This window comes from Aureimonas jatrophae (genome assembly GCF_900104035.1).
GTDB lineage: Bacteria > Pseudomonadota > Alphaproteobacteria > Rhizobiales > Rhizobiaceae > Aureimonas > Aureimonas jatrophae.
In genome coordinates, this window is record NZ_FNIT01000003.1 from 291,768 (window position 1) to 316,254 (window position 24,487).

At 62.6% G+C, this 24,487-nt stretch carries 19 protein-coding genes, 1 other RNA gene and 2 pseudogenes; 11 read left to right on the forward strand and 11 right to left on the reverse strand.

The window, feature by feature from the left end:
- Nucleotides 1-97 precede the first annotated feature (97 nt).
- Nucleotides 98-883: an EAL domain-containing protein gene (locus tag BLQ76_RS09080; protein WP_090672164.1), complete on the forward strand. Its 786-nt coding sequence runs from the start codon at nt 98-100 to the stop codon at nt 881-883.
- A gap of 23 nt (nt 884-906) precedes the next feature.
- Here the strand turns inward: BLQ76_RS09080 and BLQ76_RS09085 are convergent, their stop codons facing one another.
- A complete protein-coding gene (locus BLQ76_RS09085) occupies nt 907-2,115 on the reverse strand; it encodes an acetyl-CoA C-acetyltransferase (RefSeq protein WP_090672166.1) in 1,209 nt (402 codons plus the stop codon).
- Nucleotides 2,116-2,175: 60 nt separating this feature from the next.
- The gene (locus tag BLQ76_RS09090; protein ID WP_090672169.1) at nt 2,176-3,972 is read right to left on the reverse strand and encodes an acyl-CoA dehydrogenase C-terminal domain-containing protein; all 1,797 of its coding nucleotides are present in this window, start codon (nt 3,970-3,972) and stop codon (nt 2,176-2,178) included.
- A 188-nt stretch (nt 3,973-4,160) separates the two neighbouring features.
- On the opposite strand from BLQ76_RS09090, the gene BLQ76_RS09095 reads away from it, so the two are divergent.
- The gene (locus BLQ76_RS09095) at nt 4,161-5,984 is read left to right on the forward strand and encodes an aminopeptidase P family protein (RefSeq protein ID WP_090672172.1); all 1,824 of its coding nucleotides are present in this window, start codon (nt 4,161-4,163) and stop codon (nt 5,982-5,984) included.
- A 6-nt stretch (nt 5,985-5,990) separates the two neighbouring features.
- Here BLQ76_RS09095 and BLQ76_RS22775 read toward each other — a convergent pair whose 3' ends face one another.
- Nucleotides 5,991-6,422, reverse strand: a complete 432-nt coding sequence (locus BLQ76_RS22775) for a BA14K family protein (protein WP_090672175.1) — start codon at nt 6,420-6,422, stop codon at nt 5,991-5,993.
- A 120-nt stretch (nt 6,423-6,542) separates the two neighbouring features.
- Nucleotides 6,543-7,115, reverse strand: a complete 573-nt coding sequence (locus BLQ76_RS22780) for a BA14K family protein (protein WP_139183966.1) — start codon at nt 7,113-7,115, stop codon at nt 6,543-6,545.
- 15 nt (nt 7,116-7,130) lie between these two features.
- On the opposite strand from BLQ76_RS22780, the gene BLQ76_RS09110 reads away from it, so the two are divergent.
- The 3 genes from BLQ76_RS09110 to BLQ76_RS09120 all read left to right on the forward strand — a co-directional run bounded on the left by BLQ76_RS09110 (nt 7,131) and on the right by BLQ76_RS09120 (nt 9,870).
- Nucleotides 7,131-8,792: a chromosome partitioning protein ParA gene (locus BLQ76_RS09110; protein ID WP_139183967.1), complete on the forward strand. Its 1,662-nt coding sequence runs from the start codon at nt 7,131-7,133 to the stop codon at nt 8,790-8,792.
- Between the two features lie 44 nt (nt 8,793-8,836).
- The gene (locus BLQ76_RS09115) at nt 8,837-9,310 is read left to right on the forward strand and encodes a hypothetical protein (protein ID WP_170842533.1); all 474 of its coding nucleotides are present in this window, start codon (nt 8,837-8,839) and stop codon (nt 9,308-9,310) included.
- Between the two features lie 89 nt (nt 9,311-9,399).
- Nucleotides 9,400-9,870 carry a hypothetical protein gene (locus BLQ76_RS09120; RefSeq protein WP_139183968.1) on the forward strand — a complete coding sequence of 157 codons (471 nt, stop codon included), beginning with the start codon at nt 9,400-9,402 and terminating at the stop codon, nt 9,868-9,870.
- A gap of 21 nt (nt 9,871-9,891) precedes the next feature.
- Here the strand turns inward: BLQ76_RS09120 and BLQ76_RS09125 are convergent, their stop codons facing one another.
- Nucleotides 9,892-12,522, reverse strand: a complete 2,631-nt coding sequence (locus tag BLQ76_RS09125; RefSeq protein ID WP_090672187.1) for an ATP-dependent helicase — start codon at nt 12,520-12,522, stop codon at nt 9,892-9,894.
- A 274-nt stretch (nt 12,523-12,796) separates the two neighbouring features.
- Between BLQ76_RS09125 and BLQ76_RS09130 the strand changes: the two genes are divergently transcribed.
- Nucleotides 12,797-16,420: an AsmA family protein gene (locus BLQ76_RS09130; protein ID WP_139183969.1), complete on the forward strand. Its 3,624-nt coding sequence runs from the start codon at nt 12,797-12,799 to the stop codon at nt 16,418-16,420.
- On the opposite strand, the gene BLQ76_RS09135 is transcribed toward BLQ76_RS09130, so the two are convergent.
- The 5 genes and pseudogenes from BLQ76_RS09135 to ssrA form a co-directional block, all read right to left on the reverse strand.
- Nucleotides 16,398-16,643, reverse strand: a complete 246-nt coding sequence (locus BLQ76_RS09135; protein WP_090672193.1) for a ribbon-helix-helix domain-containing protein — start codon at nt 16,641-16,643, stop codon at nt 16,398-16,400. The two genes, BLQ76_RS09130 and BLQ76_RS09135, sit on opposite strands and share 23 nt — an antisense overlap.
- On the reverse strand, nt 16,640-16,843 hold the full coding sequence (locus BLQ76_RS09140; protein WP_090672195.1) for a DUF4169 family protein: 204 nt from the start codon (nt 16,841-16,843) through the stop codon (nt 16,640-16,642). The genes BLQ76_RS09135 and BLQ76_RS09140 overlap by 4 nt, the downstream gene beginning before the upstream one ends.
- Before the next feature lie 5 nt (nt 16,844-16,848).
- A pseudogene (locus BLQ76_RS22785) lies at nt 16,849-16,950 on the reverse strand (SspB family protein); the annotation flags it as partial.
- Nucleotides 16,936-17,454: pseudogene (locus BLQ76_RS09145) on the reverse strand (SspB family protein); the annotation flags it as partial. The pseudogenes BLQ76_RS09145 and BLQ76_RS22785, both read right to left, overlap by 15 nt.
- 54 nt (nt 17,455-17,508) lie before the next feature.
- Nucleotides 17,509-17,863, reverse strand: a transfer-messenger RNA (tmRNA) gene (gene ssrA, locus BLQ76_RS09150).
- A gap of 172 nt (nt 17,864-18,035) precedes the next feature.
- On the opposite strand from ssrA, the gene BLQ76_RS09155 reads away from it, so the two are divergent.
- From BLQ76_RS09155 to BLQ76_RS09175, 5 genes are all read left to right on the forward strand, one after another.
- Nucleotides 18,036-18,830, forward strand: coding sequence for a thymidylate synthase (locus BLQ76_RS09155; protein WP_090672200.1), 795 nt, complete (start codon nt 18,036-18,038; stop codon nt 18,828-18,830).
- Nucleotides 18,827-19,351 (forward strand): dihydrofolate reductase, encoded by a 525-nt coding sequence (locus BLQ76_RS09160; RefSeq protein ID WP_090672203.1) that lies wholly within the window; start codon nt 18,827-18,829, stop codon nt 19,349-19,351. Before BLQ76_RS09155 ends, BLQ76_RS09160 begins: the two co-directional genes overlap by 4 nt.
- A 195-nt stretch (nt 19,352-19,546) precedes the next feature.
- The gene (gene hflK, locus BLQ76_RS09165; protein ID WP_090672206.1) at nt 19,547-20,749 is read left to right on the forward strand and encodes an FtsH protease activity modulator HflK; all 1,203 of its coding nucleotides are present in this window, start codon (nt 19,547-19,549) and stop codon (nt 20,747-20,749) included.
- A complete protein-coding gene (gene hflC, locus BLQ76_RS09170; RefSeq protein ID WP_090672209.1) occupies nt 20,749-21,741 on the forward strand; it encodes a protease modulator HflC in 993 nt (330 codons plus the stop codon). The genes hflK and hflC overlap by 1 nt, the downstream gene beginning before the upstream one ends.
- Before the next feature lie 174 nt (nt 21,742-21,915).
- Nucleotides 21,916-23,574 (forward strand): Do family serine endopeptidase, encoded by a 1,659-nt coding sequence (locus BLQ76_RS09175; RefSeq protein ID WP_425285156.1) that lies wholly within the window; start codon nt 21,916-21,918, stop codon nt 23,572-23,574.
- A 10-nt stretch (nt 23,575-23,584) separates the two neighbouring features.
- Here the strand turns inward: BLQ76_RS09175 and serB are convergent, their stop codons facing one another.
- Entirely contained in the window at nt 23,585-24,466 is an 882-nt protein-coding gene (gene serB / locus BLQ76_RS09180) for a phosphoserine phosphatase SerB (protein ID WP_090672216.1), read from the reverse strand.
- Nucleotides 24,467-24,487 lie beyond the last annotated feature (21 nt).

Genomic DNA, 24,487 nt, shown 5'->3' on the forward strand with positions numbered 1-24,487 from the left:
GCCGTTGGCCGGCTGTGGAATGACGTGGGCAGTGGTAGGACTCGGGAAGGATCGTGCTGTCATAGTTCGTCGACGACCTTCTCGACGGACCCGAGCCATGACCGCCAGCTGCGAGGGATGCCAAAGCGGCGCCCGTCTCGACTTCGACTTCTCGATGGCGTTTCAGCCAATCTACGATCTGCAGGCCGAACGGGTCTGGGGTTACGAAGCGCTGGTTCGCGGTATCAACGGGGAGGGCGCGTTCACCATTCTGTCCCGTGTTTCCGCGGAGCAGAAGTACCGCTTTGACCAGGCGTGTCGTGTCAAGGCGATCGAGCTTGCGTCTCGTCTCTTCCCGAGCGATGCGCAACTGCGCCTGTCGATCAACTTCCTGCCCAACGCCGTCTACGACCCGGCTGCGTGCCTGCGAGCGACGCTCGGTGCGGCTCGTCGGCATCGTTTCCCGCTTGGAGCCATGATGTTCGAGTTCACCGAGAACGAGGAGATCGTGGATACCGGCCACCTGCAGAACATCCTGACCGAATATCGGCGTCAGGGTTTCATCACCGCTCTCGACGATTTCGGTGCGGGCTATGCCGGGCTTGGCTTGCTGGTCGAGTTTCAACCAGACCTCATCAAGATCGATATGAAGCTCCTGCGAGGCATCGACCGGAGCCGACCGCGCCAGGTCGTCGTCGCCTCGCTCGCCGCAGCCGCACGCGAACTCGGCATCGCGGTGCTGGCCGAGGGCATCGAGACGGAGGGTGAGTTCAGGGTTGCGCACGCGGCCGGCATCAACCTCTTCCAAGGCTACTACTTCGCGCGCCCGGAGTTCGAGCGGCTCCCGTCTCTGAGCGACCAGTCGATCGCCGTCATGAACGAAGGCGTGCTGCTGCACCACTGATCGCTCAAGGCTCGTCACCGGGTTCAAATGCGTTCGATGACGGTCGCCGTTCCCATCCCCGCCCCGATGCACAGCGTCACGAGCGCACGTTCTTTGCCCTGGCGCTCGAGCTCGTCGAGAACGGTACCGAGGATCATGGCGCCTGTTGCTCCCAGGGGATGCCCCATGGCGATCGCGCCGCCGTTGACGTTCATCTTTTCCATCGGGATGTCGAACGCCTGACAGTAGCGAAGCACTACGGCGGCAAAGGCTTCGTTGAGTTCGAACAGATCGATATCGGCAAGCAACAAACCGGTTTTGGCCAGCAGCTTCTTCGTCACGTCGACCGGACCCGTCAGCATGAGCGCAGGATCGGAACCGATGTTGGCGAAGGCGCGAATACGAGCACGCGGACGCAAACCGAGCATCTCGCCGCCCTTCTTGGAGCCGATCAGCACCGCCGCCGCGCCGTCCACGATGCCCGATGAGTTGCCCGCGTGATGGACGTGCTCGACGGTCTCGAGCTCGGGATGAGCCTGAATGCCAACCACATCGTAGCCACCCATCTCGCCGAACATGGCGAACGACGCGTTCAGGCTTCCAAGAGATTGCATGTCGGTCGACGGGCGCATGTGCTCGTCGCGGTCGAGGATGACCAGTCCGTTCTGGTCTCGGACCGGTACGACCGATCGGGAGAAGCGTCCCTCCTGCCAGGATTGCGCCGCGCGCTTCTGCGACTCGACGGCATAAGCGTCGACGTCATCGCGGGTGAAACCGTATTTGGTCGCGATCAGATCGGCCGAGACGCCCTGGGGCATGAAGTAGGCGGGGATGGCTACGGACGGGTCCATGATCCACGCGCCACCCGACATGCCCATGCCGACACGCGACATAGACTCGACGCCGCCCGCGATCACCAAATCGTCGGCTCCAAAGGCGACCTTGGCCGCGCCCAGATTGACGGCGTCGAGCCCGGACGCACAGAACCTCGAGATCTGCATGCCGGGCGCGGCGAAGTCGTATCCAGCTTCGAAAGCGGACGCCTTCGGGATCACGGAACCCGCTTCGCCGACCGGATCGACGCAGCCGAAGATGATATCGTCGATCTTAGACGTCTCGATACCGTTGCGGTCGCGCAGCGCCTCGAGAACCTTGGCGCCAAGCCGCACCGCCGGCACCTCATGCAAGGCGCCATCCTTCTTCCCACGACCCCGTGGCGTGCGGACGTGATCGTAGATGAAGGCTTCGGTCATGATCGTATCTCCTGGCATGGCGCGTGGCGGCACTTGCTGATCAACCCGTAACGTCGCGCTTCAGAACGCGTCCGCGTTCATCGTCATCATGGAGTCCGCCCCGGATGAAATCCTGGCGAGATGGGCTGCGGTCTCCGGCATCAGTCGATCCATAAAGAACCGCGCGGTTGCGAGCTTGTTCTCGTAGAATGCCGAATGGCCGTTCGCGCCGTGCGACAGCTTCTCCTGCGCCACCTTGACCATGCGTCCCCACATGTAGCCAAGGGCGACAAGTCCGAAGAGGTGCATGTAGTCGGTCGACGCCGCGCCGGCGTTGTCGGGCTTCGCCATGGCGTTCTGCATCAACCACATCGTTGCGGCTTGCAGGTCGTTGAGGCCCTTCTTCAGCGGCTTCGTCAGAGGAGCCATGGTCTCGTCGTGGCGGTTCTCCTCGCAGAACGTGCCGACTTCTTTGAAGAACGCCTGCAGTGCGCGGCCGCCGTTCTGTGCGAGCTTGCGGCCGACGAGATCGAGGGCCTGAATGCCGTTCGCGCCCTCGTAGATCTGTGCGATGCGCGCGTCGCGTACGAACTGCTCCATGCCCCATTCGCGCACGTAGCCATGGCCGCCAAAGATCTGCTGCGCGAGTACGGCGTTGTCGAAACCCTTGTCGGTCAGGACGCCCTTGATGACGGGTGTCATCAGACCCATCCAGTCGTCGGCAGCCTCGCGCTCTTTCTCGTCGCTGGCCAGATGCGACAGGTCACCACGAAGCGCTGTCCAGAGCACAAGCGCGCGTCCCGCCTCGTTGATTGCCCGCATCGTCATGAGCATGCGCCGCACATCGGGATGCACGATGATCGGATCGGCCGCCTTGTCCGGCGCCTTCGCGCCGGCAAGAGAGCGACCTTGCACGCGTTCACGAGCGTAGACTACCGCGTTCTGATAGGCGATCTCCGAGATGGCCAAGCCCTGAATGCCAACTCCTAGCCGTGCCTCGTTCATCATCGTGAACATTGCGCGCAGGCCCTTGTCGGCTTCGCCGATTAGGTAGCCCGTCGCTTCGTCATAGTTCATGACGCAGGTTGCGTTGCCGTGGATGCCCATCTTCTCTTCGATCGAACCACAGGTGACGCCGTTGCGAGCACCCGCGGACCCGTCCTCGTTCACGATGAACTTCGGTACGATGAACAACGAGATGCCCTTCGTCCCAGCCGGCGCGCCGTCGATGCGCGCGAGCACGAGGTGGATGATGTTCTCAGCCATGTCGTGCTCGCCGGCCGAGATGAAGATCTTCTGGCCGGAGATCGCATAGCTGCCGCCGGGCTTGGGCGTCGCTCGGGTGCGAAGGAGACCAAGATCCGTGCCGCAATGCGGCTCGGTCAGGTTCATGGTCCCGGTCCAGGTGCCCTCGATCATCTTCGGCAGGTAGCGAGCCTTCTGAGCCACGTCGCCATGCGTCTCGATCGCCGCGATCGCACCGCGCGTCAGTCCGGGATACATGGAGAGCGCCATGTTCGCCGACGACAGGAACTCGTTGACGACAGCCGACAGCGTATGGGGAAGCCCTTGGCCACCATACTCCGGGTCCGTCGAGATCGTACCCCAACCATTATCCCGAAACTGAGCATAGGCTTCCTTGAAGCCCTTCGGCGTGCGTACCGAACCATCTGCGGCGCGATGGCAACCTTCGGCGTCGCCCGACTGATTCAGGGGAAAGAAGACCTCGGTCGCGAACCGTCCGGCTTCTCCAATGATCGCTTCGACGACGTCCGGAGAAGCGTCCGAAAATCGGGGGAGATTGTTGTAGCGATCGATTCCCAAAAGCTCGTTCAGGACGAAGAGCGTATCGGCGACAGGGGCCTGATAGGTCGGCATCTCGCTACTCCCAGACTTTGACGTTTGCGTAAACGTAAGATGGCAATCCATACCGCGCAGGCGTGCCTGCGGCAAGCGGGATGAGCCGTCGGTTCGGCACGAGAGGCTTTCGGAGCGCGACGGCTTGCCCTAACGCTGACGCCAATGGCCACTCGGTCTTCGCCCAGCCTTCAGGAAAGGTCTCCCCGATGTTTCAGAGTTTCGAGGATGCGTCGGAGGGTCACGAAAGTGCTGGGCGCATCGCGCGTTTGCGCGAGGCCCTGGGCACGGACGGGCTCGACGGCTTCATCGTACCTCGTGCCGATGAGCATCAGGGCGAGTACATCCCGCCATCGGCGGCCCGGCTGGCTTGGCTGACCGGCTTCACAGGATCCGCGGGCAACGCGTTGATCCTGCAGGAAACTGCGGTCCTCTTCACGGACGGGCGCTACACGGTTCAGGTTCGCGCACAAAGCGATGGTTCGGTCTTCGAGTTCGTGAACTCGGTCGAGATGTCGCTGTCCGACTACCTTGCGGAACACGGCGCCGGACTGAAGATCGGAATCGACCCGTGGCTCCACACGATGGGCGAGGTCGGCAGGTTGCGTGCCGTGCTCGGGAAGGTTGGCGGAGAGCTCATACTTCTCTCGACCAATCCGATCGATCGGCTCTGGCAAGACCGTCCGCTTCCGCCTATCGGACAGGTCACACTTCACCCGACGCTGCATGCCGGTCTGCCAGTGGGCGACAAGATCGAAATCCTGCGAAACAAACTTGCATCCGCCGGGGCCGATGCCGTTCTGCTGACGGATCCGTCGTCGATGGCGTGGGCGTTCAACATCCGCGGCTCGGATGTACCCCATACGCCTCTGCCGCTCGGCTTCGCCCTCGTTCCCGCATCCGGCAATGCAGTGGTCTTCCTCGATGAGCGCAAGATCAGTGCTGCAGTCCGTGGAGCCCTCGCTGACCACATCGAATTCGCCCCGCCGACCAGCCTTGAGGCGCGTCTCGGTGAACTGGCGACCGGGACGCGGTTTCTGCTGGACCCGAACCTTGCCGCACAACACCTGGCTGATGTCATCCGAAAGGCGGGTGGAACGATCGTTGAGGGCGAAGATCCGGCGCGATTACCGCGTGCGATCAAGAATGAAACGGAACTCGACGGAGCCCGGCGGGCCCATCTGCGCGACGCGGTCGCGATGGTCACTTTCCTCGCCTGGATGGACGCGCAACCGCATGGCTCGCTGACCGAGATCGATGCAGCCATGCGTCTTGAAGCCATTCGGGCGGAGACGGGTGAGCGGGATGGTATGCCTCTACGAGACATATCCTTCGACACGATCTCGGCCGCCGGTCCGAATGCGGCCCTGCCACACTACCGGGTCAACGCGTCATCGAACCGAAGCATCGAAGGGGGCGAACTCTTCCTGGTCGACTCGGGTGGGCAGTACGAGGATGGAACCACCGATATCACACGGACAATCGCAGTCGGCACGCCGTCCGATGCGATGAGAAAGCATTTTACCCTCGTCCTGAAGGGAGTGATCGCGGTCAGTCGCGCTCGCTTCCCTGTCGGAACGCGGGGCATGGATCTCGATCCACTGGCGCGTTTCGCACTCTGGCAAAACGGTTGCGACTACGCTCATGGCACCGGACACGGTGTCGGGTCTTTCCTCGCCGTACACGAGGGACCACAGTCCATCTCACGACGTGGCACGGCAGTTTTGGAGCCGGGCATGATCGTATCGAACGAACCGGGTTACTACCGCGAGGGCAGCTACGGCATTCGAACGGAGAATCTGCTTGTCGTCACTCAGGCCGAGGACGTATCGGGCGGCGATCTCCCGATGCATCGGTTTGAGACGCTCACCTTCGTACCGATCGACAACCGCCTTGTTGCGCGAAGTCTGTTGAACCCGGATGAGATAGCTTGGCTAGATGCGTATCACCGCGACGTCCGCGAGCGTCTCATCGCCAGGCTGACCGCGGGGGCGAGGGAATGGCTGGAGAACGCGACGCGTCCGATTGGGTAAGCGAACCTAGCGGCAGATCCGACGCACGCCGCGCGTTGTGACATACGTCCCGGTCGCTGCATCATAGGACCTGAACCGAGCGGCGCAACGAGGACTTGGGATTGCACCTTGCTCTGCCGCACCAAGAGCGGCGTCGGTGTCGAAGGCAAGAATCGCACCTGCTCTAACCGCCGGATCGGGACGATAGAAACCTGGGATCGGCGGAGCAGGTTCCGCATAGTAGAGCGGCCCGGCAACGTCGGGTCCGGCAAAGGGACCGGGCGTGCGCTGGAACACCGGTCCGCGGACGCGGCTCGGAACGATGGGTACCGGACCCGACGGGGCGAATACCGCTCGGCCGTACGGGTCGATGCCGATGAATTCCCCAGCCAGAGCCGACTGAGAGGCCAATAGCCCAACAGTGAGAGCGGCTAGTACCCGTCCGGTTCGAGGTATCATGGTCACGACTCCCGTTGGCCTATGGCGCGGTAAGCGGCCGTCCGGCGAGTCGGTTCCCGTTATGGAAAAAGCCACGCATCGTTCGCGACGCGTGGCTTATCAATCAGCTACCAGCGGCGTTTAGCGGCAGAGCTGGCGCGGCCCGTTGTAAGGCTGGAAGGTGCCGCTGCGAGCATCAAACGAGCGGTAGCGAGCGGAACAGTAGTTGTACCATTCCCGCGTCCACGGCCTCGGTCCGTACGCTGGCGCGGCGGCATAGCGCGGGGCACCGTAGTAACGCGGCTGAGCGGCACTGGCGATCGCCGCGCCGACGCCAAGACCGACGATCGCACCTGCTATGGCCGGACCTGCCGAACCGCGGTGGCGCCGATAGTATCCATCCCGGTGATAGCCCCTAGGGCCGCCATAATAGCCGCGAGGGCCACCATAGTAGCCACCCCGATGGCCGCGCCAGTAGCGTGGACCGCCGCCGTAGTATCCGCCACGGTGACCACGGTAGAAGGGATCTGCGTGTGCGGCACTGATACCAACCAACGGTACCTGGTTCGGCACGGCAGCCGGAAGCATTGTGAGGGCGAGGGCACCGGCGAGCACCTTCGCACCGATCAGTTTGGCGAGTTTCATCGCAATTCTCCGAATGTGACCCTTCGTTACCAAACCGACGCTCGACTGAACGGTTCCTGAACGTTCCATCCTCACGACGACGTGATGCTGGATCGCGATATCTGCGGACTGCCATGTCACCCAAAGGATGCGCTCTGCAAAACTTTCTTAAAAATCCATAAAGGTCGTTGCAGCGACGCGGGCGAACCGCCAAACACAAAGCTTGCGCAGAGTGGTTTGCCGGAGGAACCCGACCCGATGAATTCCCCGTTGTCGTTCCTGTTCAGGCGCGAGGGTCGGACGACCGACAAGGGCGAGCCTGCCCGACGCGTACTGCCCTCGATCGGCGACGATCCGAACCGAGAGGAAACGCGCGTACGCTTTCAACCGCAGATCCCCCCGCTCGACGGGATCGGCCAGCGCAACGAGATGCTCAAGGTCCGCATCGGCGAGATGTCCGAGCGCTTGGGCGAACTGCGCACGCTGACGGACGACTTCTCGGCGCTGATCAACCCCATCGAGGCGATTGCCGAGGAACTGCCGAAAGCGCAGGCACGGATCCTCGAACTGGAAGCCATCCTTTCTCAGGAGATGGAGGGCAATCAGTCGCTGCGGCGTGAAGTCGACAGTTTGCTCGGTCGATATTCGGCAGCCTCGAGCGACCTGGCGACAGCGGTCGCGCGGGTCGGCCGGCTCGAAACGTCGGCACGCGAACAGGAGGCGGCGTTCGAGGAGCAACGCCTTCTTCTGCGAGAGAAGACGACTCACGCCAATGCGCTCGAACGCCAGCTCCTGGCGGAAGCGGAGCATAACCAGTCGCTGAACCTCGAGGTCAAGACGCTACGGGCGGAGGCGACCGTCGCCGAGCAGGCCCTCTTGGATGCCGAACGCATGTTGGGCGAGGAGACCGAACAGCGGCATTTGGCCGAGCAGGAAGGGCGCCGACTTCAGAGCCTGACGGAAGACCAAGCCGCCGAGATCCTGCAGTTGACCGCGCGCGTGGAAGAGTTCGAGCAACTTGCGGACGCCCACTTGCAGCAGGTGCGGCATCTGCAGGCCCAGCTCGCTGTGGAGCAGGCTGCGCGACAGAAGCAGGCCGCCCAACATGAAAACGATCTGACGGCACTCAAGACGGAACGGTCGGGTGCAAACCTCAAACTCGAGTCGTTGACGGCAAGATTAGCCGCGACCGATCAAATTCTCGGCCAGGTGCGCCATCAGCTCCGCGAGCGTGAGGAAGCCTTCCGAGCGAGCGAACGGGCCAGCAAGGAAGCCATCGCAGAGAAGGCGAGCTTCGAACGCCGTCACGACGGCATACGCAACGATCTGACGCGGGTAACCGCACAACTCGGCGAGAGCCAGAAGGCGCGAGCCGAGCTGGAAGCGCGCTGCGATATGCTGATTAAAGCCCTCGCTGCCAAGGACTCGCAGCTGGAGGGCGTCACCACGCGGGCCAACAATCTTTCGGAACGGGTCGAAGCGCTCACGCAGCGATTCGAGAAGGATCGCTTGGCGTTGGAGGCGACCAACCGCCGTCTGATCGAGGAGTTGCAGAACGAGAAGGCCGAGCGCACTCTGGCGCAAGGTGCTCTCGATATTGCTCGTGAGAGCCGTACGGCGTTGCAACGCCAGAACGAGAACCTGAAGCGTGCGACGCGGGGACGGTCGGTCGAGGGACTCGGGATGGACGTCGGTTCGGAGGCGTCCCGCTACGAGGAACGACCTTCGAACGTTCGTCCTTTCTCGACGCCGGATCGTGAGGACTAAAAGCGATGGCCGCCTTTCGGAATGGGAATGAGGAGTCGGACGGCATGGTGAACGCGGCAAACGAGGACTTGGGCCTGAACTTGCGTCAGAGCGTATCGGACCCGGTCGGTAGTGCGCGACCCGAACCGAACTTCTCGCTCGTGTCGAACGAGGAGCGGGACGCGGTCTCGAAGCGCGACTGGTCGGCGGCGCTGGATTTGGTGCGCGAGGCCAGCGAAGCCATTCGGATTCGCGATGAGCGCGCGACCGAGATGGAGATCGAGCATCGACTCGACGCCGAGCGCGCCAGCGACGAGATCCGTACATTGCAGGAGCAGATCGAGGAAACGGAACTGCGACTGGCCGAGACGGAGGGACGGCTCCGGGTCGCCGAAGCACGAGCGGCCGAGGCGGAGGCGTGGCTCGCCCGTATGCACGATGCGATCGTCACGAGCTTCAGTCGCGTCGTCTCGAGTGACGATGCCGACGAGGCTGAATTGCGCGCGGCATTCGCCAATAGCTTGGGCGAGACGAGATGAGCGCCGTTCTCCAGCATTCCGCAGATGTCCTGCCGATCGATCCGGAGGGAGCGCCGGATCGAAGCGGAGCGCAGCCGAAGACGTCCGATATGGACGGAATCATCGGCAGCGAGATGATGCGCTCGCTGGAGGACTCGGTGAAGTCGATGGTGGAGAAGGAGGTTGCGGGGAGCGCGCTGGCGTTGTCGTTGCCGCACATTGCCACCAATGCCAGCGACTGGAACACGACGCTTTCCATGGTCGAGCGGGCGGCGGCTACGATCCGCACCTACGAGAAGCGCTACGTTCAACTCGAGAAGCAAAGTCGCTCTCTAGCCGATCGCGCTGCCGAAGATCATCACAGGATGCAGACCCATCTGCGCTCGCTGGAGGAGCGCCTCAAACAGGCCGAAGCTCGCGCAATCAAGGCCGAGACCGCCGCGCGAGACGCCGAATACGAAGAATGGGAAGCTGAGACGCGCGCCAAGAAGGCGGAACAGCGCGCGGCCGAGGCAGAGGCGCGGGCAACCCAGGCAGAAGCGTATCTACGACGCGTTCACGAGCTGTTGTCGGGCGTCTGAGGCCGCCCTGCAGGCGCACCTTCAGTTACCCGTTTCCAGAAATCCGTCGAGAACGCGCTTTTCTCCGGCCTTGTCGAAGTCCACGGTCACTTTATTGCCTTCGACCGTGGTGACGGTCCCGTGACCGAACTTCATGTGAAACGCACGGTCTCCGATCTTGAAGCGGCTGACCTCGTCCTGCACGGATTTCGCGACGAGTTGCCCCTCGATCTCGCGCGGTCCGCCCGCGCGCGCAGATGAGTAGAGGCCTGCGCCCTTGCGGGGTGGCTGATTGGTTCCGCGCGAGCGATTGGCCTCGACTGGTGCTTCCATGCGCCCGGCAAATCCGCCGCGGGCGCCCGATGGATCGCCGGCGTTCACACCATCGCGGGAGATATACTTGTCAGCGGTTGCCGCCGCGCGCGCACGCGATCCTGACTGGATACCTTCTTCGCCATAACTGATGCCCTGGCCTCGCCCGCCGCGATAGGTCTCGCCACCTTGCGACGCCTGTGCGCGCCGCCAACCCGGCGTCTGGTAGGACGATGTCGAGAACGCGTTGGCATCCCAGCGAGAGGCACCGTACCCGCCCATGCCACCGGCACCATATCCGCCGTAGGAGGTCGACGGTTCGAGAACGTCGACATGCGCTTCCGGCAACTCGTCGAGAAAGCGCGACGGGATAGTCGATTGCCACATGCCGTGGATACGACGGTTCGATACGAACCAGATTTTCACGCGTCGCTTGCCGCGTGTGAGGCCCACGTAGGCAAGACGCCGCTCTTCCTCGAGGCCTGAGCGTCCGCCCTCGTCCAATGAGCGTTGATGCGGGAACAGGCCTTCTTCCCATCCGGGAAGAAAGACCGTCTCGAATTCGAGACCCTTTGCCGAATGCAGCGTCATGATCGACACGGCATCCGTCTCGCTGTTCTGTTCCGCATCCATGACCAACGCGATATGTTCGAGGAACGCCGGCATGGAGTCGTAGTCGTCCATCGAACGAACGAGCTCCTTGAGGTTCTCGAGACGTCCCGGTGCTTCGGCCGAGCGATCGGCCTGCCACATCTCGGTATAACCCGACTCCTCCAGGATCATCTCGGCGAGATCCGTATGGCGCATGTTCGACAACTGGTCGCGCCAACGGGTGAAGTTGCGCGCGACGTCTGCAAGTGCCGATCGCGGACGCGGCTTCAACTCGTCGCCCTGCACGATCAGGCCGGCAGCCGCGAGCAGTGGAAGCTGCTCGCGCCGCGCGAATGTGTGAAGCATCTGAAGAGCGGCATCACCCAAACCGCGCTTCGGGGTGTTGACGATCCGCTCGAACGCCAGATCGTCGGCGGGTTGGCAGACGCAGCGGAAGTAGGCGAGGGCGTCCCTGATCTCCTGTCGCTCGTAGAAGCGCGGACCGCCGATGACGCGGTAGTTCAATCCGAGCGTCACGAACCGGTCTTCGAACTCGCGCATCTGGAACGACGCCCGAACGAGGATCGCCATATCATTAAGCTTGCAGCCCTTGCGCTGCAGCTGCTCGATCTCCTCACCGATGGCCCGGGCCTCCTCCTCGGAGTCCCAACCCGCGCTTACGCTGACCTTTTCGTCATCCGCATCGCGCAGGTCCGTGAAAAGCGTCTTCCCGAGTCGATCTTCGTTGTTGGAAATCAGTCCCGCGGCCGCGCCGAGGATATGGGCGGTCGATCGGTAGTTCCGCTCGAGACGAATGACGGTCGCACCGGGGAAGTCGCGTTCGAAACGGAGGATGTTATCGACTTCGGCTCCACGCCAGCCGTAGATCGATTGGTCATCGTCGCCCACGCAGCAAACGTTGACGCCCTCTTGGCCCACAGCGCGGCGCGCATCCGACGACTGCGCCAGGAGTCGGAGCCACAGGTACTGCGCGACGTTCGTATCCTGATACTCGTCGACCAAGATGTATCGGAACCGGCGATGATAGTCGGCAAGGACGTCGGGGTGATCGCGAAAGATCGCGATCGGATGCATCAGAAGATCGCCGAAGTCAGCCGCATTCAGACTGGTCAAGCGAGCCTGATAGGCTTTGTAGAGCTCCCGGCCACGCCCATTGGCGAACGCACGGGCATCGCCTTCCGGCACCTGATCGGGCGTCAACCCTTTGTTTTTCCATCCGTCCATCAGGTTCGCAAAGCTGCGGGCCGGCCAACGTTTGTCGTCCAGATTCTCGGCCTGGATCAACTGCTTGATGAGGCGGATCTGGTCATCCGTATCCAGAATCGTGAAATTGGATTTGAGGCCTACGAGCTCCGCGTGCCGTCGCAGAATCTTGACGCCGATGGAATGAAAGGTCCCAAGCCAAGGCATTCCTTCGACCTCGCCGCCGACCAGATGCCCGATCCGGTTTTTCATCTCGCGCGCAGCCTTGTTGGTGAAGGTGACGGCGAGGATCTGCGATGGGTAGGCGCGGCGCGTGGCGAGGATATGCGCGATGCGAGTGGTCAGAACACGGGTCTTACCGGTGCCGGCGCCCGCCAGAACGAGCACCGGACCCTCGGTCGTCTCGACTGCGGCGCGCTGTTCCGGATTTAAGCCGTCGAGGTAATTCGCTGGTGACGCCGGCAAGGCGGAGCCGCCACGCGCCTTTAGTGCGCGTGCGGCAATGCCGCTACCTGAGGACGGTCTTGGGTTTGGAGCGTCGGTCATGCGTCCGTATCTAACCTATCGGCTGCAGAACACTAGGGGAACATCGCCTAGCGCGGACGCACCCGATCGGGTAGGTCGATCTCGTTCAAAGCAGCTTCATCCCGACGTCGACCTCGCCTATTGACGGGAAGCGGAATGCTAACCCTGTGACAGGTCACGGTCTTTCGTCGATGCAAGCCCCTCGACACACCGGGCACACATAGGCCAACGTCGTATCGTCAGCTGAGACGAAAATCTCGCCTTTCACCTTTGTTTGGAGTTCCGGCATCTCGCCATGAAGGCCTTCATTGCCCTGGGCAGCGTGATCGTTGTGGCGCTTGTCGTGCTTCTCGTCGGACCGCTCTTCGTCGACTGGACCGTCTATCGTAGCCAGTTCGAGGAGGAAGCATCTCGGCTTCTGGGCCAAAAGGTCGAAGTGCGAGGCAAAGCCTCCGCCCGTCTACTGCCGTTCCCGAGCGTTACCTTCGACGATGTCGTGATCGGAGACCGCGCCGACCCAATTCTTTCGATCGCTTCGTTCCGCATGGATGCCGAATTGGCACCCTACCTGTCGGGGGAAATTCGCATCTTCGACATGCGTCTGGATGCTCCCCGCCTGACGATACCGATCGAAGCGGATGGAAGCGTGCGCTGGCCGGTGACCGATGGTGCAAGCGCAGACGGCACGAGCGTTGTCCTTGAGAGCGTTGCGATAGCGGGTGGTTCGATCGTTCTGGAGGACCGGCGCGCGGGGCGGCGCTTCGCGTTCACAAACGTGAATGCGGAATTAGCGGCACAATCGCTGGCTGGTCCCTTCGTCGGAACGGCGACGTTGAATGCCGACGATGAGCCGCTGACCCTGAACCTCTCGACAGGGCGCGTCGATGCCGCTTCGGGTCTGCCGGTACGCCTAACCACGATCTCGACACGGCTCGACGTATCCGCATCCGTCGATGCTGTTTTCTCAAACAAACCGGACCGACCGATCGTGGACGGCAAGATCCGGATCGCAACGCCCGCTACCGCCGAACCTGACGAGGCTGAGACGACGCGTTTCCTGCCTCCGGGTGAAGCGACGGCGGCCATTCAACTGACGACGCATGAGGCATCCCTGACCGATGTGCGGATCGAGGTCGGCAACGCAGCGCAGCCCTACGTCGTTGAAGGAAACGCGCGTCTCGCCATCGGCGCTATTCCGCATTTCGATCTCACGGTCCGCGGTCAGGCGACGGACTTCGATCGACTGGCGCCTTCGAACGGGTCTTCGTCGCCAACCTTCCAACAGCGACTGGCGAGCTTGCGCGGTCTCATCGAGAGACTTCCCACCTCGGACATACCTGGCCGCGTTCAACTCTCGCTTCCGCTCCTGACCGTTGGGGATACAACGCTCCGCAATCTTTCATTTGTCGGCTCACCCACCGCGGATGGCTGGTCGGTCGAGACGTTCTCCGCGGAGCTTCCAGGCCGCTCGCAGATCGAAGCGTCAGGTCTTGCCGCATTGCGCACCGACCCGTCCTTCAAAGGCTCGCTGCTTCTTGCAGTCCGTCAGCCTGCAGCCTTTTTCAATTGGGTTGGCCTGGCCTCCGCAACAGAACTCGTCTCGCTCTCGCGTGCCGGCTTGCAAGCCGATGTCGAGTTCTCGACGGATACCCAACGCCTTTCGGGACTAGAGATCGATCTCGACGGCGGCACCCTGACAGGGTCGGTCCAACGTACCATGCGACCGGAAGGCACCGTGAATCTGGTTGATCTGAAAGGAGGAAGCGTCGATCTACGACCTCTTGCGGCAGTCGTCCGGACCCTGCCAAACGCCGACACGATCTCCAGCGAGCGTTTCGATGTCCAGTTCGACGCCGGACCCGTCACGTTTGCAAGCTATCGGGCCAATCATCTCGCGGCAGATTTCATGTTGCAGAACGGCCTGCTCGAAATCGCCGATATGACCGCCGACGACTTTGCCGGTGCATCAATCCATGCCGAGGGGACGATCGCCGATCTATTTGACGCACCGAAGCCCGACCTGGGTATCGACGTGCACGCAGAGGAGCCGAGCGGTCTGTTGTCGCTTCTTGCCGATCTTGCGCCCGACAGCCCGTTCTTCCGGACGCTACAGACACGCGCTGGGACGATCGCGCCGCTTACGCTCGCCGGCACATTGGCATCGCCAACCGGCGAGCAGACACGAGATCTTCTTCTCGCGCTGTCCGGTACCGCCGGAGGAACGGCGACTGACCTCCGCCTCGCGCTGGAAAACGGGCTTGCGGCCCAGTCCTTGGATGGCCGATTCGGCCTCGACGCAATGCTTGAGAACGACAATGCCGCCATTCTGTTGGGACAGTTGGGGCGACCTGTCGTCGCCATCGATGGCCTTTCGCCCCTTCGGATTTCTCTCAGCGCCAGTGGCGCGCCGGATCATCCGATCGCGACTTCACTCGTCGTCGAAGCGAACGACACGAAAGCATCGTTGAATGGTTCGATCACGCTCGACGCCACGGGCGTCACCAGTGTCAGCGCTGAGGTGTTGGCGCGCAGCGAGGATGTGGCGCCGTGGCTGACGACGCTCGGGATCGCTGCCGGTCAGGGTTTGGAGCGGGTGCCGTTGGATGTGGCCGGTCGACTGACTTGGAGCCCGCATGCCTGGGAAATGAGCGCATTCAAAGGGGCCGTCGCGGACGAACGGGTCATGGCGACGCTGGCGGCGAACGGTTCGGCGCCTGTTGTCGGAAGTCTTGAGGTTTCGGCGCTCGCGGCGGATTGGCTGCAGCGCGTTGCGTTGGGCTTAGAACAGCGAACGGTCGATACCGCGTTTGGCCGGTCCCTTATGCCGAAGAGGGCATTCAGCGTCGATGTCGCCGCAGATCGCTTGACGAACGGCAACGAAACGGTCGGCCGCGATCTCCAACTGCTGCTATCGGGAGACGGATCCGGGCTTCTCCAAGCACAAGAGGTGTCGGTTTCAACCGGGACGGCACGCGCAACTGGCGAGATTACCTTGCGAAATGTCGACGGTCTGGTGAATGTCGAGGGAAACGGTGCTCTGCTTCAGTTGGAACTGCCGAACGAAGGCGTTCTAGCCGGACAGATGGATGTGAGCGGCCAACTTGCGGGCGCGGGACGCAATCTTAGCGAGATCATCTCGTCCCTGAACGGCTCCGGTATGGCGACCCTGCGGAACGCTCGGATCTTCGGACTGTCTCCGGATATCCTGACACCAGTGATGTTAGCGGCCGATAGCCAGACGGCGGCTCTCGACGCAGCGACCGTGGCGCAACTCGTTTCGGAAACCGGCGACGGGTCGAGCTTCAGTTTGGGTAGTCGTACTCTATCGTTCCAGATCGGGGCTGGTACACTTCGTACCGACCCGTTCGAAGCGAACGATGATGGTGCGGACCTGCAAGGCGATGTCGCGATTCGCTTGTCCGATGGCGAGCTATCCGGACAGCTGACGCTACGTCCGAAAACCAGCGACGTCGTCCCGGGTTCTGAGCCGCCACGCGTCGATTATCGCATTGCTGGGACAGTTGCGACGCCAGATCTGGAAGCGAGAACCGAGGCGCTGACGAGCTACGTCGGGATCCGCGCGTATCAGCGAGAACAAGCTCGTGTCGATGCGTTGCGCGAAGACTTGAGTGAGACCGCACGCTTGCGTCGCGAAGCACGGCTGTACCGGGAGCGCACAACCATTCGCGACGAGCGGACGCAAGCTAGACAGGCGGCGGAAGCCGCATCCCGTCGGCAGCTGGTGGAAGAGGAAGAGGAGCGTCGAAAGGCTGCACAGGCGGCGGCACAGTCCATCGAACCAATCCCCGCGACCCCACCGGGCTTGCCCGACCTGTCAGGTACGGTCACGCCCCAAGGGCCGTCTCCTCCCGGCTCATCGAATGGCCTGCCCGGCGTCAGGGCATTCCCGAGTTTTTGACGTCCCCTTCGGGAATACGCGCGGTGACATCCGTCAGGACGAACAGGCGCAACGCCGATGACAAGTTGGTTGTCGGCGCGCGGTCGGCATCGATGCGAGCAACAAGTTGAGACAGGCTGCTCTGCTCTCTCTCCGCGATGGAACGTAGTTGATGCCAGAACGCGTCTTCGATGCTGATCGACGTTCGGTGGCCTTGTATCGACAGGGAGCGTTTCGTGATCACGTCACGTCGTCGGGGTCATGGCGACTGTCGATGCGACTGGCATCAAGGTGCCGATCGCGCGTCTCCATCTCGTGCTTGATGCGCGCGCGTTGGCCTGCCGTCTGCCCATGCAGCAAACGGTTCTGTTCGGCTACCTGGTCATCCGACTTTCGCTTGGCACGCTTGCGCGCCAAACGCAGGTTGACGACCTCGGCAACCATCGCGCTTACGGCTTCTTGCGGAACGCATCCAGGGAGACGACATCGGCCGATCCCTTGTCAGCCTTCTCGGAGGGCGCCTTCTCGGCGTCGGTCTTGGCCGCGACCTTTTCGCCAGTGCTCCTTAGAGCGGGCTTCGCCTCCGGCGTGACAGGCGCTGCAGCGGGCGCCGGCTTGACCGCGACCGGACCGGAAGGCACCGGCGCGAGCGCCGTCGGTGCCGGCGCGTCCTCGCTCTGGGTATTTGCCGCATCCATATCCCGCACGTCGAACTCCAACTCGAAGTTCACTGCCGGATCATAGAAGCCACGAATGGCACTGAAGGGGATCAGCAAGCGCTCGGGTATATCCGAGAAGGAGAGACCAACTTCGAACGAGGATTCGGTGACCTGCAGGTCCCAATACTGATGCTGGATGACGATCGTCATCAGTTCGGGGTACTTTTCGCGCAGGCGCGACGAGAGACGCACGCCGGGTGCCGACGTCAGGAAGGTGATGAAGAAATGGTGGTCGCCCGGCAAGCCGGTCTTCACGACTTCGCTGAGCACCTTCCGGATCACGCCTCTCAGCGCGTCCTGAGCCAGAACATCGTAACGGATAAGATCCTGACCCATCGGGTGTCCTGCAACTACGCGCCCCTCGCGAAGCCACCCGGCTTCAGGCAATAAGGTGGAGGCTTCTGTTGCCAGGCGCCTCCGGGCCCCGCCTAGGAGTGCGAACCCCCAGGGCTTAATTTGAAGCTATCGCACCGCTTTACGCGGCGAGACGGGCTTCCGCATAGTTGTCGTTGGCAACTATTTTTACAGCCCGATGACGGTGGTACCATGCCGAGCGAAAGAACGATCTTTACACCCTCGTCGATCCTATTTCGCCCCCGCCTCAGCCCTTCCAACGAAGGGTTCAGGTGGAGGCGCCGGGTACCGCCCCCGGGTCCGAAAGGTTTATTACACCGGCCGTTTATCGCCATAGCCGGGTTGCCCCGGCGAGCGGAATATAGGCGCTCCGCCGCGCCGTGAAAAGCCCGGAACCGTCCGGCAAATCAGGTTCGGGACTGGCTCGCCTTCCAAGCGGCGAAATCGAACCCGTCCTCGTTTTCGCCCGACCTATGGCGTCATCGCAATGGACGCCGAGCGGCACGACGCTCATGCTTCTCTAACGATTCCCGGCGTCAATTCGCGGCACAACGGAGTACGCCATGCGCGCCTATCTCGAATTGCTCGATCGCGTCCTACGGGACGGTACCGATCGAATGGATCGAACGGGAACGGGAACACGCTCGATCTTCGGGCATCAGATGCGCTTCGACCTCGGCGCTGGTTTCCCGCTCGTGACGACCAAACGATTGCACCTGCGGTCGATCATTCACGAACTGCTATGGTTCCTGAAGGGCGAGACCAACATTGCGTACCTACAGGCGAACGGGGTCCGCATCTGGGACGAGTGGGCGGACGAGAGCGGTGAACTCGGACCGGTCTACGGATCCCAGTGGCGCTCTTGGCCCGACGGGCGGGGCGGCCACATCGACCAGATCGCCGCCGTCGTCGACGCAATCCGACAAAATCCTAGCTCGCGCAGGCTGATCGTATCGGCCTGGAACCCGGCGCAGGTCGACGAGATGGCGCTTCCGCCGTGCCACTGCCTCTTCCAGTTCTACGTCGCCGAGGGCCGGCTTTCCTGCCAACTCTATCAGCGATCCGGCGATATCTTCCTTGGGGTACCGTTCAACATCGCGTCCTATGCTTTATTGACGGCAATGGTCGCACAGGTGACGAACCTGAAACCGGGTACCTTCGTCCACACGTTGGGGGACGCGCATCTCTACGCCAATCATTTCGAGCAGGCACGCCTCCAACTGAGTCGTGAGCCGCTTCCGCTCCCGACCCTCAAGCTCAATCCGGACGTCCATGATCTGTTTGGTTTCCGATACGAAGATATCGAGATCAGCGGTTACCAAGCTCACGAGCATATCAGGGCGAAGGTCGCCGTATGATCGGCGAGATCGAGGTCTTCGCGGTCGTCGCCATGGCTCGGAACCGCGTGATTGGCGACAGAGGAGGCATGCCTTGGCGCCTCCCTGGTGACCTGCGGCGTTTTCGCGAGCTCACGACCGGGCGCCCCATGATCATGGGACGACGAACGCTCGATTCGATCGGTCGGCTTCTGCCGGATCGAGACACCATAGTCCTGACGAGAGGCGACTCCCTGAATTTTGCAGGGGCCGTTCTCGCCAAGACGCCGGAGGAAGCGCTGCAACGGGCGGCCGATGCGGCCCGAGCGCGAGGCACGAACGGAATTGCGGTCGTCGGCGGCGCGGAAATCTATACGCTTCTGATGCCGGCAATCGACCGTATCTACCTGACGAGGATCGACGCGGAGCCGAGCGGCGATACACGCCTCCAGCCGTTCGAGCACTCGTTCGAACTTACCGAACAGACGCCGCTGGTGATGGGTGAGCGCGACTCCGCCGCCTATCGCGCCGAAACATGGGATCGCCTCTCGGGCTCGGTGTAACTCCATCACGTCTTCGACATACCGAGTTCTCATCGTCCGATTTCACCGCGATCCCGGTAACCATGGGGCATCGTGCCCGTCTGCGGCGGCGGATCATCGCGTTGAAACAAGGTTTTGCTCTTCCTATAAGTGAGCGGATCGTACCGACGCGCTATCCCGCTGCTTCGGAGCGTCTCCCGAATTGGAAGGAAATACATGCCCTGGAGCAATCAGACGGGGAACGGCGGCTGGAAGGGCGGCGGTAACAACGGTGGTCCTTGGGGGCAGGGGCCGCAAGGGCCACGCCCTGGCAACAACGGATCACCGGACCTGGAGGATATCCTGCGTCGCGGTCAGGATCGTCTTCGCCGCGCGATGCCGGGCGGACCCCGCGGAGGCGGCAGCGGTGGCAACCTCGCGTTCGGCGGACTGCTCGTTGCGGGACTGGCGGTGGTCTGGCTCCTGAATGCGGTCTACACCGTTCAGCCGGACGAAGTCGGCGTCGAACTGCTGTTCGGCAAGCCCCGAGCCGAACTCTCGCAGCCCGGCCTCCACTTCGTCATGTGGCCGTTCGAAACCGTGGAAACGGTTCCGGTGGTCGAGAACCAGATCACGGTTGGTAGCGGGCAGCGCGGCGATGGCTCCGGCTTGATGCTGTCAGGCGATCAGAACATTGTCGACGTGCAGTTTGCCGTTCTCTATGCGGTCGCGGATCCGAAGGCCTACCTCTTCAACGTCCAGGACCCGCAGTCGCTGTTGCGCCAGGTCAGCGAGAGCGCCATGCGCGAGGTCGTAGGACGGCGCCCGGTCGAAGACGTTTTCCGCGACGATCGGGCCGGTATCGCCGAGCTCGTTCGCAGCATCACGCAGGAGACGCTCGACAGCTACGGTGCCGGCATCAACGTGAATGCGATCTCGATCGAGGAGGCAGCGCCTCCGGCAGACGTCGCCGACGCCTTCGAGGAAGTGCAACGCGCCGAGCAGAACGAGAACCAGTTCATCGAGGAAGCCCGGCTTTATCAGAACGAGCAGTTGGGCCGCGCGCAAGGCGAAGCCGTTCAGATTCGGGAAGACGCCGCAGCATTCAAGAACCGTGTCGTGCTGGAGGCGCAGGGTGAGTCGCAGCGCTTCGGTGCCGTGCTCGACGAATACGAGAAGGCCCCGGAGGTCACGCGTCAGCGGCTGTATCTCGAGACGATGGAACAGGTTCTGCGTGGTTCGAACAAGGTCCTGATGGATCAGGGCTCCGGTTCGGGTGTCGTGCCGTATCTTCCGCTCAACGAACTACAGCGCGGCTCGCAGGCCCAACCCAACGGAAACGCAGCGTCTCCGACAACGCTTCCGCGCCCATCCGGTAGCGCGACGCCTTCGCCATCCGGGCAGACCCTGTCGTCCAACACGTTCGGGGGCGTCAACTGATGGCCAACCGCTTTACCAGCCTCCTGATCGTTCTAGCCGTCGTGGTTCTGGCGCTATGGAGTTCGCTCTTCGTCGTGCGCGAAGGCACCCAGGCCATCGTCACGCGCTTCGGTGAAATTCAGCGCGTCGTCAACGAGCCCGGCTTGTACTTCAAGCTGCCGTTCAGCTTTGCCGGAGCCGACAATATCCAGGTCCTGCCGACGCGCCTGCAGCGTCTCGACCTGGATAACCTGCGAGTTCAGGTTTCCGGCGGAGCCTTCTACGAGGTCGACGCGTTCCTCGTCTATCGCATCTCGGACGCTGCCGTGTTCCGGCAGACCACGTCCGGCTCGATCCCGCAGGCCGAGCAACGCTTGCGCACCCGTTTCAACAACGCGGTGCGTCAGGTTTATGGTTTGCGCAACTTCGAAGCGGCGCTGTCCGAGGAACGTGGGCAGATGATGGTCGAGGTCCGCAATCAGATCCGTCCGGAAGCTCGATCGCTCGGCATCGACCTGCAGGACGTGCGCATCCGTCGCACCGATCTGACTGCCGAAGTCTCGCAGCAGACCTTCGCGCGGATGCGTGCCGAGCGTCTCGCAGAAGCCGAGCGGGTGAGGGCACGTGGTCGGGTTTCCGCTCGGGAGATCCGCGCAGCAGCGGACCGCAATGTGTCCGAGACCGTTGCCGCAGCCCGGCGCGACGCCGAGATCCTGCAGGGTGAAGGTGAGGCCGAGCGCAACGCCACCTTTGCCAATGTCTACCAGCGCGATCCGGCATTCTTCGAGTTCTACCGGTCGATGCAGGCGTATCGCACGGCTCTTGATAACGGCAACACGACTATGGTGCTGTCCCCGAACTCGGACTTCTTCCGGTTCTTCGATAGCAACACGCTGCCGACGACGGGTTCAAGCCAAGGAGCGGCAGGTGCAACGTCGTCCCCCAGTGCTTCCGCTCCGCAGGGCGGTTCAACAGCGACATCACCCAGCGTCGCGCCTACACCGTCGAACTGACCATCACTGCGCCGCCTACGAAACCCCACTCTTGCTGACGCAAGGGTGGGGTTCTTTCGTGGGCCGGCAACGACACACCGTTGCGTTGCCCTTGATTCGGTCGCAGTTTTTGGGTTGCCTTCCGGTCGACGACCCGCCTGCACGCCAGTACACGCCGTTGGGTACGCTGGCTTCCTGGCGCCCCCCCATTTCCGGACAGGATACGACATGTCAGCCAGCCGAAGCCTGCTCCTGCGATCTGCTGCGCGCGGCGTCGTAGCCGTCGCCCTCTCATGCTCGACAGCAGGGTTTACCACGTCGGGTCAGGCGCAAGGGGTCATTGCGCCACCGCCGAACGACCAACCCATCGCGCCTCAGGCACCCCCTGCGCTTGTCGCGCCGCCCCCCGTCGATGCCGTTTCCGGTTCGGCTCAACCACGCATGGTGGGTCCCGCATCGGTTGCCGATCTTGCGGATCGCTTGTCGAACGCGGTCGTCAACATTTCGACCTCGCAGAAGGTCGAGGGTACGGAACCGTCGCCGGGCCCAGCCGTGCCGAAACTCGAAGCTCCGGACGGATCTCCGCTCCAGGACTTCTTCAATGACCTCCTTCAGGGCAACGGTGACGACGACGCTCAGCGCGTTCAGTCCTTGGGCTCGGGCTTTGTCATCGATCCGAGCGGCATCGTCGTCACCAACAATCACGTCATCCAGGACGCAGACGAAATTACGGTCAACTTCGCGGACGGGACCAAACTTGACGCCAAGATCGTCGGCATCGATCCCAAGACCGATCTGGCTGTCTTGAAGGTTGAACCCAAGGCACCGCTCGCTGCGGTGGCCTTCGGCGATAGCGACAAGGTTCGTATCGGCGACTGGGTCATGGCGATCGGCAACCCGTTCGGCCTGGGCGGAACGGTGACCGTGGGCATCGTTTCGGCGCGCGGGCGGAACATCAACGCAGGTCCCTACGACAACTTCATCCAGACCGATGCCGCGATCAACCGAGGCAACTCCGGCGGGCCGCTTTTCGACATGTACGGCGATGTAGTCGGTATCAACACGGCGATCATTTCGCCGACCGGTGGTTCCATCGGCATCGGATTCTCGATCCCTGCGCTTCTCGCGCAGAACGTCGTGTCTCAACTACGCGAATTCGGCGAGATGCGTCGCGGTTGGCTCGGACTGCGCTTGCAGGCGGTCACCGACGACATTGCGGAAGGGCTCGGTTTGCCGAACGTCCGTGGCGCTCTGGTCGCCGGCATCGTGCCGCGCGGTCCAGCGGACAACGGCCAGATCAAGGTCGGCGACGTGGTCACGCGCTTCGACGGTCGAGATGTCGCAACATCCCGAGATTTGCCCCGCATCGTGGCTGAAACGCCAGTCGGCAAGGCGGTCGATATCGCGGTCCTTCGAAAGACCGCCGTGGATCGTCCTGTCGAGACGGTCAACGTTCAGGTGACGCTGGGTCGACTGGAGGACGGCGAGAAGGAGGTGGCCAGTGCCGAGCAGCCTCCAAAGGACACGGCGACCGTCGATCCCGCACCGCTCCCTGACGCAGCGACACTTGGAATGCGGTTTTCCGACATGACGCCTGAACTGAAGTCGCGCTACGAACTCGCGGACGAGCTCTCCGGCGTCGTCGTGACCGATGTCGCACCGCAGTCAGCCGCGGCCGACAAAGGGATCGAAGCTGGCACCGTTGTGAAGGAGATCGCTCAGGAAGCGGTCACGACGGCGGACGATGCCCGCACGAAGCTTGCGAAGCTACGCACCGATGGGCGTCGCAACGCGCTCATGTTGATGGCCGACAAAGCCGGCGACCTGCGTTTCGTTGTCGTTCCGATCGACTGACGGCGGCGCATCAACTCACGAATTCGTCTGCACGATAGCCTTGCATGAACAAGAGCGCTGTCAGATCACCATGATCGATGCGGTATGGCGCCTTGGCGGCGACCGCGGGTTTGGCATGGAGCGCGACGCCCGTCCCGGCCGCCATGATCATGGGAAGGTCGTTGGCACCGTCCCCGACAGCCAGAACGTCCTGTGACGTGAGATTGAGGTCGCGGGCGATGCCGTTCAACGCCGCGAGCTTCGCCTCCGCGCCGAGGATCGGTTCGGCAACAGTCCCGTCGAGCCGACCATCGGCGACGTTGAGCACGTTGGCCCGGTTCTCCGCGAAACCGAGCCGGTCGGCCACGACCTGGGTGAACGCCGTGAACCCGCCAGATACCAGAGCTGCATGAGCGCCGGCCTTGCGCATCGTCCGGACAAGCGTCGTACCACCGTCAGTCATGGTGATCCGCTCTGCGATGACGCGACCGATCGTATCTTCCGGCAGACCACGCAGGAGAGCAACGCGTTCCCGCAGCGCCGGCTCGAAGGCGATTTCACCGTTCATCGCTCGCGCCGTGATAGCGGCAACCTCGTCCTTCAAGCCCAGCACGTCCGCGAGTTCATCGATGCATTCCTGCTCGATCATGGTGGAGTCCATGTCGGCAAGAAGGATGCGCTTGCGTCGACCCTCGGCATGCTGCACGACGCAATCGATGGCCTCGGCTTCCGCAAGCGAACGCAAGCGGCGAAGGGTATCATCCGCTAACGGTTCGACGGTCGTCAGATCGCAGGCGACATCCCGCTCCAGCCACCGCAGTTCGGCTTCGCCGATCTCGTCCCGGGCAGCGTCCGCGAGGGTGCGCGAGACGCGGGGATCCCGCCGCGCGGATATGAGCGTCACGACATGCATGATGTAAGGAGACCCGAGGCG

Excerpts from the sequence above, each read along its gene's own strand:
- BLQ76_RS09080 (WP_090672164.1), top strand. The coding sequence starts at position 98 with ATGACCGCCAGCTGCGAGGGATGCCAAAGCGGCGCCCGTCTCGACTTC.
- BLQ76_RS09085 (WP_090672166.1), bottom strand. The coding sequence starts at position 2,115 with ATGACCGAAGCCTTCATCTACGATCACGTCCGCACGCCACGGGGTCGT.
- BLQ76_RS09090 (WP_090672169.1), bottom strand. The coding sequence starts at position 3,972 with ATGCCGACCTATCAGGCCCCTGTCGCCGATACGCTCTTCGTCCTGAAC.
- BLQ76_RS09095 (WP_090672172.1), top strand. The coding sequence starts at position 4,161 with ATGTTTCAGAGTTTCGAGGATGCGTCGGAGGGTCACGAAAGTGCTGGG.
- BLQ76_RS22775 (WP_090672175.1), bottom strand. The coding sequence starts at position 6,422 with ATGATACCTCGAACCGGACGGGTACTAGCCGCTCTCACTGTTGGGCTA.
- BLQ76_RS22780 (WP_139183966.1), bottom strand. The coding sequence starts at position 7,115 with ATGGAACGTTCAGGAACCGTTCAGTCGAGCGTCGGTTTGGTAACGAAG.
- BLQ76_RS09110 (WP_139183967.1), top strand. The coding sequence starts at position 7,131 with ATGCTGGATCGCGATATCTGCGGACTGCCATGTCACCCAAAGGATGCG.
- BLQ76_RS09115 (WP_170842533.1), top strand. The coding sequence starts at position 8,837 with ATGGTGAACGCGGCAAACGAGGACTTGGGCCTGAACTTGCGTCAGAGC.
- BLQ76_RS09120 (WP_139183968.1), top strand. The coding sequence starts at position 9,400 with ATGGACGGAATCATCGGCAGCGAGATGATGCGCTCGCTGGAGGACTCG.
- BLQ76_RS09125 (WP_090672187.1), bottom strand. The coding sequence starts at position 12,522 with ATGACCGACGCTCCAAACCCAAGACCGTCCTCAGGTAGCGGCATTGCC.
- BLQ76_RS09130 (WP_139183969.1), top strand. The coding sequence starts at position 12,797 with ATGAAGGCCTTCATTGCCCTGGGCAGCGTGATCGTTGTGGCGCTTGTC.
- BLQ76_RS09140 (WP_090672195.1), bottom strand. The coding sequence starts at position 16,843 with ATGGTTGCCGAGGTCGTCAACCTGCGTTTGGCGCGCAAGCGTGCCAAG.
- BLQ76_RS09155 (WP_090672200.1), top strand. The coding sequence starts at position 18,036 with ATGCGCGCCTATCTCGAATTGCTCGATCGCGTCCTACGGGACGGTACC.
- BLQ76_RS09160 (WP_090672203.1), top strand. The coding sequence starts at position 18,827 with ATGATCGGCGAGATCGAGGTCTTCGCGGTCGTCGCCATGGCTCGGAAC.
- hflK (WP_090672206.1), top strand. The coding sequence starts at position 19,547 with ATGCCCTGGAGCAATCAGACGGGGAACGGCGGCTGGAAGGGCGGCGGT.
- hflC (WP_090672209.1), top strand. The coding sequence starts at position 20,749 with ATGGCCAACCGCTTTACCAGCCTCCTGATCGTTCTAGCCGTCGTGGTT.
- serB (WP_090672216.1), bottom strand. The coding sequence starts at position 24,466 with ATGCATGTCGTGACGCTCATATCCGCGCGGCGGGATCCCCGCGTCTCG.